Source organism: Niallia sp. Marseille-Q9988, assembly GCF_976954375.1.
Genome location: NZ_CDRJSZ010000003.1, coordinates 599944 through 610967 on the forward strand (window position 1 = coordinate 599944; position 11024 = coordinate 610967).

15 protein-coding genes are annotated in these 11024 nt (G+C 35.7%); 7 read left to right on the top strand and 8 right to left on the bottom strand.

Annotation, left to right across the window (positions count from 1 at the left end; all coding sequences use genetic code 11):
* Positions 1–67: 67 nt before the first annotated feature.
* From ACWNMZ_RS07015 to ACWNMZ_RS07045, 7 genes are all read right to left on the bottom strand, one after another.
* Positions 68–286 (bottom strand): spore germination protein, encoded by a 219-nt coding sequence (locus ACWNMZ_RS07015; protein WP_251628962.1) that lies wholly within the window; start codon positions 284–286, stop codon positions 68–70.
* Between the two features lie 58 nt (positions 287–344).
* Positions 345–563, bottom strand: a complete 219-nt coding sequence (locus ACWNMZ_RS07020) for a spore germination protein (RefSeq protein ID WP_235251552.1) — start codon at positions 561–563, stop codon at positions 345–347.
* Positions 564–631: 68 nt separating this feature from the next.
* On the bottom strand, positions 632–1138 hold the full coding sequence (locus ACWNMZ_RS07025) for a spore germination protein GerPE (protein ID WP_449598470.1): 507 nt from the start codon (positions 1136–1138) through the stop codon (positions 632–634).
* 2 nt (positions 1139–1140) lie between these two features.
* On the bottom strand, positions 1141–1320 hold the full coding sequence (locus ACWNMZ_RS07030; RefSeq protein ID WP_016202027.1) for a hypothetical protein: 180 nt from the start codon (positions 1318–1320) through the stop codon (positions 1141–1143).
* Positions 1317–1952: a spore germination protein GerPC gene (gerPC, locus tag ACWNMZ_RS07035; RefSeq protein WP_031536633.1), complete on the bottom strand. Its 636-nt coding sequence runs from the start codon at positions 1950–1952 to the stop codon at positions 1317–1319. The genes ACWNMZ_RS07030 and gerPC overlap by 4 nt, the downstream gene beginning before the upstream one ends.
* Positions 1953–1979: 27 nt before the next feature.
* Positions 1980–2219: a spore germination protein GerPB gene (locus ACWNMZ_RS07040; RefSeq protein WP_031536632.1), complete on the bottom strand. Its 240-nt coding sequence runs from the start codon at positions 2217–2219 to the stop codon at positions 1980–1982.
* Between the two features lie 22 nt (positions 2220–2241).
* Positions 2242–2463, bottom strand: a complete 222-nt coding sequence (locus tag ACWNMZ_RS07045; RefSeq protein ID WP_031536631.1) for a spore germination protein — start codon at positions 2461–2463, stop codon at positions 2242–2244.
* Positions 2464–2752: 289 nt separating this feature from the next.
* Between ACWNMZ_RS07045 and ACWNMZ_RS07050 the strand changes: the two genes are divergently transcribed.
* From ACWNMZ_RS07050 to ACWNMZ_RS07065, 4 genes are all read left to right on the top strand, one after another.
* A complete protein-coding gene (locus ACWNMZ_RS07050; protein WP_441994260.1) occupies positions 2753–3658 on the top strand; it encodes a fumarylacetoacetate hydrolase family protein in 906 nt (301 codons plus the stop codon).
* Between the two features lie 64 nt (positions 3659–3722).
* A complete protein-coding gene (locus ACWNMZ_RS07055) occupies positions 3723–4061 on the top strand; it encodes a YisL family protein (protein WP_031536629.1) in 339 nt (112 codons plus the stop codon).
* Positions 4062–4167: 106 nt separating this feature from the next.
* Entirely contained in the window at positions 4168–5277 is a 1110-nt protein-coding gene (locus ACWNMZ_RS07060) for a sensor histidine kinase (protein WP_449598474.1), read from the top strand.
* Positions 5274–5924 (top strand): response regulator transcription factor, encoded by a 651-nt coding sequence (locus ACWNMZ_RS07065; protein ID WP_031536627.1) that lies wholly within the window; start codon positions 5274–5276, stop codon positions 5922–5924. Before ACWNMZ_RS07060 ends, ACWNMZ_RS07065 begins: the two co-directional genes overlap by 4 nt.
* 80 nt (positions 5925–6004) lie before the next feature.
* Here ACWNMZ_RS07065 and ACWNMZ_RS07070 read toward each other — a convergent pair whose 3' ends face one another.
* Complete coding sequence (locus tag ACWNMZ_RS07070; RefSeq protein ID WP_235251547.1) at positions 6005–7324, bottom strand: hemolysin family protein; 1320 nt, start codon at positions 7322–7324, stop codon at positions 6005–6007.
* A 166-nt stretch (positions 7325–7490) separates the two neighbouring features.
* Here ACWNMZ_RS07070 and ACWNMZ_RS07075 point away from each other — a divergent pair, with 166 nt between their 5' ends.
* Genes ACWNMZ_RS07075 through ACWNMZ_RS07085 form a run of 3 tightly spaced genes read left to right on the top strand, consistent with a single transcriptional unit; the run spans position 7491 to position 10778 of the window.
* A complete protein-coding gene (locus tag ACWNMZ_RS07075) occupies positions 7491–8423 on the top strand; it encodes an ABC transporter ATP-binding protein (RefSeq protein ID WP_349204124.1) in 933 nt (310 codons plus the stop codon).
* 10 nt (positions 8424–8433) lie between these two features.
* Positions 8434–9687 carry an ABC transporter permease gene (locus tag ACWNMZ_RS07080; protein WP_349204123.1) on the top strand — a complete coding sequence of 418 codons (1254 nt, stop codon included), beginning with the start codon at positions 8434–8436 and terminating at the stop codon, positions 9685–9687.
* Complete coding sequence (locus ACWNMZ_RS07085; protein WP_349204122.1) at positions 9684–10778, top strand: ABC transporter permease; 1095 nt, start codon at positions 9684–9686, stop codon at positions 10776–10778. Before ACWNMZ_RS07080 ends, ACWNMZ_RS07085 begins: the two co-directional genes overlap by 4 nt.
* The last annotated feature ends 246 nt before the right edge of the window (positions 10779–11024 follow it).

An 11024-nucleotide genomic window follows, 5' to 3' on the forward strand; every position in this document is an offset into this window, starting at 1 on the left:
TTTTAATATAAATAGTGGAGAACAAAAGGCATCCCGCAAAAAACTTCTGCGTGATGCCTCTTTTCGTTCAGTTATTATCGGCTATTGGCTGATCAACGCCACTACTATCTGTATAGTTGCTGGAATTGACTGCATTATTGGTAATAACAAATGCACCGCTATTCCCAGTGCCTGAACCTATTGTTGATTTTGAATTGTCTTTAGGAGAGATAAATAGAGAATCTCCAAACTGAACAATTCCTGCTTCTGTATTGACAATTTGAATTGGACCTATTATAGCAGGCATGATTCTATCCTCCTTGCAAGATAAAAATAACTATCTATAGAACGGAATGAATATTATGTTAGTTATTGGCAACAACAGGTTGATCTAGTAAACTAGTGTCCACATAGTTACTTGCATTCAAGCCATTGTTTGTAATGATAAAAGCTCCAGTATTGGAGGTACCTGAGCCTAAGGTTGCTTTAGAATTTCCTTTAGGAGAAATAAACAATGAATCCCCAAATTGGACAATTCCTTCCCCTACGTTAACAATTTGTACTGGACCTACGATTGCAGGCATTTTTTTACCTCCTTGTTACATAGCTTATTCTTATTAAGGGAGGAAGCCCTTCTTATTGAGCCATCCCTTTATTGTTCTTGCTCCACATCTGAAAATGGCGACCCAGTATTATCTGTACCAGTAACAGTAACAGGACTTTGGGAGGTTGGAACACCTAATTGGCTAGGTTCATTTAATTGGATTAAATTATTTCCAACCTCTGACGCAATAGTTTGCTCGATTTGACGAATATGCTTAATCCGTGCTTCTGCATACATATGTCGACAATTGCCAATTTGCAATAAAGAGCAGGAAGATATTCCTGTAATATCTATATGATGAACTTTAATAATGGGTTTCATATTTTCAAAATGGCATTCTACGTTTTCTATTATAGGGGTTAATGGAATTGGTTCTTTAAAGACAGCATAGTCTTCATAAGCCCCTTCCTTTCCATAAAAGAGCTCCTTCTGCCTTTGAACAGCTATAGCTCGTGAAACGGCTTGATGGTAAATAGCGTCACCGACCTCTACAATAGAAGAAAAGGATACAGTATTGACATTCATTTTATCGACAACAGATGTACGCTGTAACATGGCTAAATTTTTGGATGCAGTGGAACAAATGGACCGATTATTAATGATTCTGCTGGTGTATCGAATGTAGAAGCTAATTGAATGGTTTGGGCGTCGCCAACCAAGCAAATAGAGGAGCTTGCAACACCGATGATATTTATATTTCCAACTTGAAGCTCTCGGTTATATACTTGAAAATTCATTCTTTTCCACTTCCTTTCATGTTATCTGGTATATGGCTTAAAAATAAATGGACTCCATTTTCCATTTCTTCCTTTAAGGCTTGGATAATATCTTCATTGGTTAATTTGCCTTCCTTTTGTTTACGATTAGAACCTTGCTGTAAATAATATTGGATTCTGGTTGGCATTTGCTTGATAATATCCTCTTGTATAAAAGAGATATATGATTCCTCTTCCGGCATATTTAGTTCTATTTGCTTCTTTCGAATGATGTCTGGCAGTTCTAATTGAATATATTGATTCATTTCTTCTTCAATATCCATGGACCGATTCATCATTTGCTTTGGATCAATGGGTGGATAGAAAGGAGCATGTGGTTGATTAATGGGTGAATTCGGATTAATAGCTAGCTCTTCAATATTGCTTAAATCTTCTGGATTGAGTCCAATATTTAGTGTACCTTCTAGTGTCTCCACTTTTAATTGATCAAAACTGTAGTCAATTCGTTCAATATGAACACTTGGTTTTTCTTTTATTGTTGTAATCTCATTGGTCAGGGTGGCTACTTGTTTTTCTAAATCCTTTATTCTTTTTTCAAGCAGCTGTAAATAATGGCTCATTTTTTCACTATATTGGTAAAAATCATAAGACATTTCTATCCCCCCTTTTTTCCTTAATACCTATTTTCGAGGAGACTGCAAGGGAACTGCAGGCGAGAAAAGTGTTTCCTCATCTGCTACGTTAGGACCAGGTTCATCTGGTTTTAGTTCAGGAGCTGATTCTGTGAATCCGCCTGTATTATATAAATACGAAGCAGGTTTAATAATACCTGCACTTCCTATTTGTAATACAGAGGAGTTGGAAATACCTCCAATTTTAATGGTGTTTATGACTATCGATTGTTGGATAAAATAATTCATTACACATCACCCTTTAGTCTACTTACGCATTTGCTGCGATTGGCTGATCCAGTCCATCGTTATCATACGTATTAGTAGAACTGCGATAGTTAGTAACCCTTAATCCATCACCTGTATTAAAAGAGCCAGATCCAGAAAATGTTTTCGCATTAGAGATAGGCATCATTTTGTATACATCCCCAATATTAAAAATAGAACTACCTCCCACTGAAATAACTTGAGCTACTCCAACAATTGCTGGCATATTCAACATCCTTTATACAATATTCTTATACATACTATGGAACTCCGCAAAATAGGTGATTCACCTATACAGATAAATTCTTCTCCTAACTACTTTATTCTTATGAATGGTTGTACTATGACAAGAAATACAGCAAGAAGGAAGGGAAGTTCTATAAAGAGCCTTTCATTTCTTTTTATCTGTTGATAAGCTCACTTTGCTTCTATTTGAACAAATCTTTTTTTATTTGGAAAATTAATAAAGAAAGTTTATAATTTTCTTACATGTTTGAAAAAAAGGGAGGAAAGAAATGAAGATTGCAACGGTTGGATTTGATGACAAAGTATTTATAGGATTAGTAGAAGAAGCGGGGATATTGCCCTTAAATGATGTAGAAGAGAAGCGTACGGGAAAACGATCATATGTGGAAGACCTTGTTACATGCATAGAACAAGAAGGCTTTTTGGTCAATGTGAAGGAGTTAATTCATTGGGTAGAAGAACAAAATGACCATGCTAGTTATTATATCCCACTGGAAAAAGTGAAGTTTCTAGCACCTATTCCTAGACCAAGGAAAAATATCTTTTGCGTAGGAAAAAATTATGTGGAACATGCAATTGAAATGGGAAGTAAAGAGGATATTCCAGAGCATGTAATGGTCTTTACGAAAGCTCCTACAACTATTATTGGACATACGGATAACATTCTGGAGCATAGGGAAGTAACGGAACAACTTGATTACGAGGGTGAACTTGCTGTTGTGATTGGAAAAAGAGGGAAAGGAATTAAGAAGGAGGAGGCATTGGACTATATATTTGGCTATACGATATTGAATGATATCACTGCAAGAGATTTGCAGAAGAAACATAAACAATTTTTCATCGGAAAAAGCCTTGATACAAGTGCACCGATGGGTCCATGGATTGTGACAAAGGACAGCATTCCGAATCCGAATGAATTAAATATTACGACAATGGTCAATGGTGAAATTAGACAGAAGTCGAATACCAAGCATTTTATCTTTCCAATCGAAGAGGTAATTCATGTATTGTCTAAAGGAATGACTTTAGAGCCAGGTGATATTATTGCAACTGGAACACCTGCTGGAGTGGGGAAAGGCTTTAATCCGCCACGTTTTTTAAAGGGTGGGGATTCGATTGAAATTGCTGTTGAAGGAATCGGCACCCTTTTTAATAAAGTAATAAAGGACGTATGATGTTTCGCGAATAGAAGGAAGGTTACGATATGTGTTAAAATGATGGAGAAAAGGAGGGAGATATATGAGTTCTACAGATGCTCATGTACTGACATGGATTATTGGACTAGTTCTATTTGCCATATCATTCGGTTTACATAAAGCTGGAAAAGAAAAGGGAAGTAAAATCCTCCATATGGTATTGCGTGTCGTATACATTCTGATTATTGGTTCGGGAATTGGCTTGCTTGCAAAAACAGGCATGGATTTCATGCACACAATAAAAATGCTAGTCGGCATTTGGGTGATTGGGATGCTTGAAATGGTTCTTATTCGCACAAAAAAAGGAGAAAATACGAAAACACTGTGGATTTTATTGGTTATTTCCTTTATTCTCGTGTTGGTAATAGGATATAGTATTTAATCTTTAGAGTCTGAAGGCTTGTAGAAGAATTATTTCTACAAGCCTTTTTTCAAAAGAATTAATTCTGCTCAGCGTTAAAAAGTATTGGGAGAAATGGAGGCAATACATGAAGGTACTTACCATGAACATTGGAATACTTTTACTCCTTTGTATAGGAGCTTTATATCAAGCCTTTAGAACAGATGCATGGAATTTCGCTATGCTATTATTTCTTTTCGCTATTATTCTTGGATTTTATTTTCTTGTACCTGTTTTTAAAAGAAAAAGCATTCCTTTTTTATTCATTTTGATTCTTCTTGATATAACGCTGCTTGTAACAGAAGTTGAGCTACATGGCTATCTCTTCCTATTAATGCTTTATTTTACGATGGAAGTGGGTAGATACGTATCAACAAATTTTTTTCGTATAATAATTTGCTCATTGTTTTTGATAAATAGTGCAATAGGAATTATTATATCATCCTATTTCCCTTTTATTTGGATCACTCTTTTTCTGTTAATCTCCTATTTACTCATTCGTTTAAACGAGCTAGATAAAGATTATCTACAAATCAGAGATACATATGAATCTTTATTAAACGATTATCGTATACAAAAAAGACAATCCTATCATAATGAACATGCGGCAAGAGTGGAAGAACGGAATCTCATTGCTAGAGAAATGCATGATTCCGTTGGTCATAAGCTAACAGCATTAATGATGCAAATCGAACAATATTCGATTAAAGAGAATAAAGAACAATATAGGATTCTGAAGGATATGACAGAAGAATGCTTAGAAGAAACAAGGAAGGCGGTTCGACTATTACAAGTGGGGGAATCTGGTGGAATTGCTTCTATTATTGCACTTATAAAAAAATTGGAAAGTGAAAACAATATTCACGTCCATTTTACAACAAAGCAAGGAGTACTACTAGTCAATCTAAGCAATAAGCAAAATGCTGTTCTTTATCGTTCCATACAGGAAGGAATAACAAATGCCATGAAATATGGAAGTTCAAAGGCCGTACATATTACGCTAGGTGTATCTCCGATTGGAAATCTAACTTTTGAGATTAGAAATCCATATATTCATAAGCATCCATTTCATTATGGGTTTGGCTTAGACAACATGACAAAAAGAATAGAGGAGGGACAAGGGAAATTAGAGGTTCTTCAATTAGATGGAGAATTTATCCTGCAAGGAAATATTCCTGTTGGGAGGGGAGAAAAATGATTCATGTGTTAATTGCGGAGGATCAAGCAATAGTCAGAAATGGATTAAAGATGATCATTGAGCAAGACGAAGAAATCCACGTTGTTGCGGAAGCAGAAAATGGGAAAGAAGTATTGTCTTTATTAGAAAAAACAATAGTAGATATTATCCTTATGGATATCCGCATGCCAATTATGGATGGAATGGAAGCAACGAAACGAATTCGCCAGCAATATCCACATATTAAAATACTTATTCTGACTACCTTTAACGATGAGGAATATGCCATACAGGCATTTCAAGAAGGAGCAAATGGGTTCCTCCTTAAGACGACAGATAGCGTTAGTTTAGTAAATAGCATAAAGAGCTGTTTATCAGGTGGCATCTCGATACATGACCAAGTTGCCGCTAAATTAATGCCTAAGCTTTTAAAGAAAGAAGCTATTCAGGAGAAGGCTTTTAGCCACAACCACAACATTCCTTTGACGAAGCGAGAAATAGATATTGTGAAAAAGATTGGACAAGGAAAAACCAATAAAGAAATTTCCAGCGAATTATTATTATCTGTTGGAACTATAAAAAATCATATTACCCAAATTTTAGCTAAGTTAGAATTAAGAGATCGAACCCAATTAGCAATCTATGCAGTGAGAAATGATTATATTTAATAGTGGATGCAAAGCCAAACAAACAAAAGGCGTGTCCAGTATTCAACCAAATGCTATGGTGATTACAGACACGCTTTTTTTTACGATTGTTTTAACGGAGATTCCGTTTCTAGTATTTTTGTTACTTTCACTTTACTAATTCGGCGATCTACAATCTCTTCTACCTGAAATTCAAAGTTTTTGAACGTAACAGTGAGTTTTTCCTGCTCATTTGGAATATAACCAATCTTGCTTATTAGAAACCCACTTAATGTATCATAAATTTCTACCGGCAAGGTGATTTTTAACAACTCCTGAACATCATCTAAACTAATCGTTCCTTGGAGCAGATAGGTATGTTCGCCGATAATTTTTATCTCAGGAGGCTTCGGTTCATCGTATTCATCAAAAATATTTCCAACGATTTCCTCAATTAGATCCTCCATTGTAACAATTCCATCCGTTCCTCCATATTCATCGACGACAATGGCAAAAAGGATGTTGTTTTTTTGCATCTGTATAAATAATTCATCTGTTCGCTTCGATTCCAATACGAAATGGGGCTTGCGAATAATATCATGCAATTTAAAAGCGTCATTTTCTTTCCCCATATAGGCTAAAAGATCTTTAGAATGAAGAATGCCGATAATATTGTCGATATTTTCTTCATACACAGGATAGCGAGTATACATTTCATGATTTACAAGAGCTATTATCTCCTTTAATGTGTAATCGGAAGGGATTGCTACCATATTGGAACGATGGGTCATAATATCAGTGACATTTTTATTATCAAATTCAAAAATATTATGAATCATCATTCGTTCATCTTCGTCAATATTACCTTTTTCATTTCCAACATCAATCATCATTTTTATATCTTCTTCTGTTACTTCTTCGTCCTCATCATCTGGTCTAACTCCAAATAAACGAGCAACCATGTTGGTAGAGAAGGTTAAAAAAGCGACAAAAGGAGCTGTTATTTTCGAAAGTATCGTTAATGGGCTTGCAGCGAACATAGCAATTCCTTCTGCTTTTCGCAAAGCAACTCGTTTTGGAACTAATTCACCAAAGACAAGGGTGAAATAGGATAGCAGTAGAGTAATAATAATGACTGAAATAGAATCAAGCAGTCCCTGAGAGAGGGGGATTCCCATTGTTAAAAGTAAATCTGTTAAGTGGCCAGAGAAACTGTCAGCTGCAAAGGCACTGGCGAGAAAGCCAGCTAGCGTAATCCCGATTTGGATGGTAGCTAAAAATTTACTAGGCTCTGATAGGAGATTATAAACTATTTTAGCTTTCTTATGACCTGTATCCGCCATATGTTTAATTTTATTGTCATTCAAGGAAATGAGCGCAATTTCTGCTGCGGCAAAGAAAGCGTTTAAAGCAATTAAGATGACTAGGACTAAAATGCCCAAATTCTTCAGCTCCTTTCCAACGGCTTCTTTCCTATTTGTTTTACCCTTTTTTATGGAAAATATGCTTTGATGACTAGAGTCATTTTATTTTTGCAAAGAAATGACCATTAGGTATAGGAATCGCTGTTTTTTTTCATTATTCTGTATATAGAAAGGATGATGTGTGTTGTTAGAGATAATGAATCTATCTAAAGCTTATAAACAGAAGCAAGTGGTGAATTCCGTTAATTTATATTTAGAGAAAGGAGAAATAGTTGGTTTACTTGGACCGAATGGTGCGGGAAAATCTACGACTATTTCCATGATATCCTCTTTAATTTCCCCTGATGATGGAGATGTGCGACTTAATAATGAAAGCATCCTAAAAACACCCCAGAAGTTACGAAAAATACTTGGAGTCGTTCCACAGGAAATTGCTGTTTATATGGATCTGTCTGCACGGGAAAATCTTCTGTTCTTCGGAAAAATGCACCGGATCCCAAAAAAAATTTTACAAAAGAGAGTGGATGAAGTTCTCGATATCATCGGTTTAAAAGAACGAGAAAAGGACTTAGTTAAAACTTTTTCAGGAGGAATGAAAAGGAGATTAAACATTGGCGTAGCTCTCATACATGAACCAGAAATCATCATTATGGATGAACCAACTGTCGGTATTGACCCACAATCAAGAAATTATATATTAGAAACCGTTAAAAGACTAAATCAAGAGAGACAAATAACGGTGCTTTATACGAGTCACTATATGGAAGAAGTAGAATTTCTATGTAATCGGATATACATTATGGATCATGGGGAGATTATTGCTTCCGGAACAAACGAGGAGATTAAAAACATTCTTTCTGCAGAAACTGCGATAAATATTAAGGTAGAAATGATAAAACACGAATTTACAGAAGCACTGCGTCAACATGAAAATATTAAAAACATCTCTATTCAGCAATCTTTCATTACAGTAATCGTACCAAGACAAGTAAATTTGTTAAAAGATATTTTGCGAATTGCCGAAGAGCAGAAGACAACTGTACTCTCTGTAAATATTGAGACGCCGACATTAGAAGATGTTTTCTTGCATCTAACTGGCCGTCAGTTAAGAGATTAGGAGGTATAATATGCTCTTGCAAATGATAAAGAAAGAGTTATTGATGATTTGGAGAAGACCGAGGGAGCTTATTGTTTTATTACTCATGCCTTTTGTGCTTATTACCATACTTGGAAGTGCGTTAGGGGCATTGGATAATAACGGCGAAGTGGAAGTGCATGCAAAGCTTGCTGTTGTAGTGGAGGATGAAGCAAACAAAGGGCAGCAAAAAGCAATAGATATAGTGAACCAATCAAATAGAAGTGAACAGGAGAAGAGAGAGAAGATAGCACTTATTCAATCACTCCAACCAATTGAAATATTTATTAAAGAAGTCGGTGGAAATCCAGAGTTAAAGAATATTTTATCCATTACCGAATTTAGTGACCGGACAAAGGTAAAGGAAAAGGATTTTGATGGTGTGCTAGTTATTCCAGAAGGATTTACTGCTGAATTTTATGCGAATTTGTTAAAGGAAGAAACAGATATTCCTGCTTGGACACTAATGACAAAGGAGAAGCAATCCCTTCAGGTAACCATTATCCAGGATATTATCGATAGTTATCAAAAAGAGTGGGTATATATAAAAACTGCCGAAGAGCTTCAACTCGAATATGCAGCGTTAATAAAAATCAAAACAGATGAACAAATTAAAAATTTTGAAAAGAAAAAAGATATTAGTGCATTTGCTTACTATGGAGTGGGAATGTGTGTCATGTTTGTATTCTATATTTCTACAACAGTAGCAGGTTTCGCATATCAGCAAAAGGAAGAGCTGATGTATGAGCGAATACTTCTCGCAAATGTTCCGAAATTTATATTTTTTTTAGGAATATTTTTCGCAGCATTTATTTTGTCCTTTTTACAGCTGACTATTCTATTTAGTTTAACAGCTACTATTTACGGTATTGTTTTTCCTAGTATGCTAAATCATTTAGTGGTTACTTTGACAATAAATGTAATGGCAGCAACATTTGCAACATTTGCAACCGCTATTTCCTTTGCTACCAATTCGCCAAATGTGGAAAGGATTTTATCTTCCTTAATAGTGCCTATCATCGCCTTTATTGGAGGGAGCTTTTTTGATGTAAGTGCAATTGGTGGGTTTATGGAGACGTTAGGAGAATATTCTCCAGGAGGAGCTGCCATTACTGCTTATTTAAAGGTGTATCAAGGCTATTCACTGCCAGATTTATGGGGACAGATTAAGGCTATCCTTCTATTTTCTGTTACATTGTTCTTGATTAGTGCCATTATCTTGAGGAAAAAAGGGGGGATTCGATGAAGGCTGTATTATGGGGGAAATGTAAGCAATTTTTGAGAAGTCCAGGCGCCTTTATAGTAACCACTCTGATATGTATCCTATTTGCCTATTTAGTCGGTATCTCTTCCTTTACAAAGGTACAGGTGCCAATTTTTACAGATCAGTCGGAAAAAGTACTGGACATTGTAAAAGCATTAAATAAAAGTGAGAGTTTTTCGTTTGTTCCCTATTCAAAAGAAGAAGTGGAGGAACAGTTGGATAAAGGAAAAACAGATATAGGAGTTTCATTAAGCCAAGACACTTATACGATTTTGCGCATCGCCGAAACTTCTAATGCATTAATGGTCCAAAATTATCTTCATACCTATTATACTAATATGCTAAAGGAACAAGCGCTGATAAATGGAGCAGCGAATAAACAAGAAGCAGAGATAGTTATGGCTAATAATAAGGAAAATCCAATCATTCCTGTATCAAAGGAACAAGCGCTAACAGAAAAGGAGAATAATTACAGTCAGTCCTTGCAGTCGTTATTTGGGTTTACTTTATTTTTCTGCATCTATACTGTCTCTTTTACGGTTGTAGAAATATTGAGAGATAAGCAAAACGGCATATGGGATCGCTTTATCCTATCCTCTACATCGAAAGCTCAAATATATTTTGGACATTTATTATTCAGCTTTTTAGTAGGATATGTACAAATAATAATGATCTTTCTTCTCTTTAGATATGGATTAAATATTGATTTTAATGGACATTTTTATTTGGTATATGTATTAATCATTCCCTATTTATTTTCTATTGTGGCATTAACGATTCTTCTTACAGGCTTAGTGAAAACAGCAAGTCAGTTCAATGCTGTTATTCCATTGGTGTCGGTTAGTTTTGCTATGCTTGGAGGAGCTTATTGGCCAATCGAAATTGTCACATCCAAAGTAATGATTCTTTTATCAAAATTTATTCCGATTACTTATGGGATGGAGCTATTAAAAAAAGGCATTCTTGAAAAGACATCTTGGATTGAAATCGCCATACCAGCAGGAGTTCTTTGTTTAATGGGAACGATTATGTTGGGAATCGGCATACAACTCATTGAAAAAAGACATGTTTAACAATAAAGGCAAACTTCCATCAGTAGGGGACTCCATCCTACTGATGGAGGGCACTGAAAAAGTCTAGTTCTCCAAATTAAATGAGGTTTTATTTATTTGAAAGCAAATAATAAGTTGGGTTGGAGAGGCGTCCGCTCGACTCCTACGGGAGATGCGAGAAAGTCCGAGACCCTGCAGGAGCGTAGCGACGAAGCGGCTCGGCGCTCGCCCCGTGGAAAGCGAGCGGTAAGCCTCGGAAAACAAAAA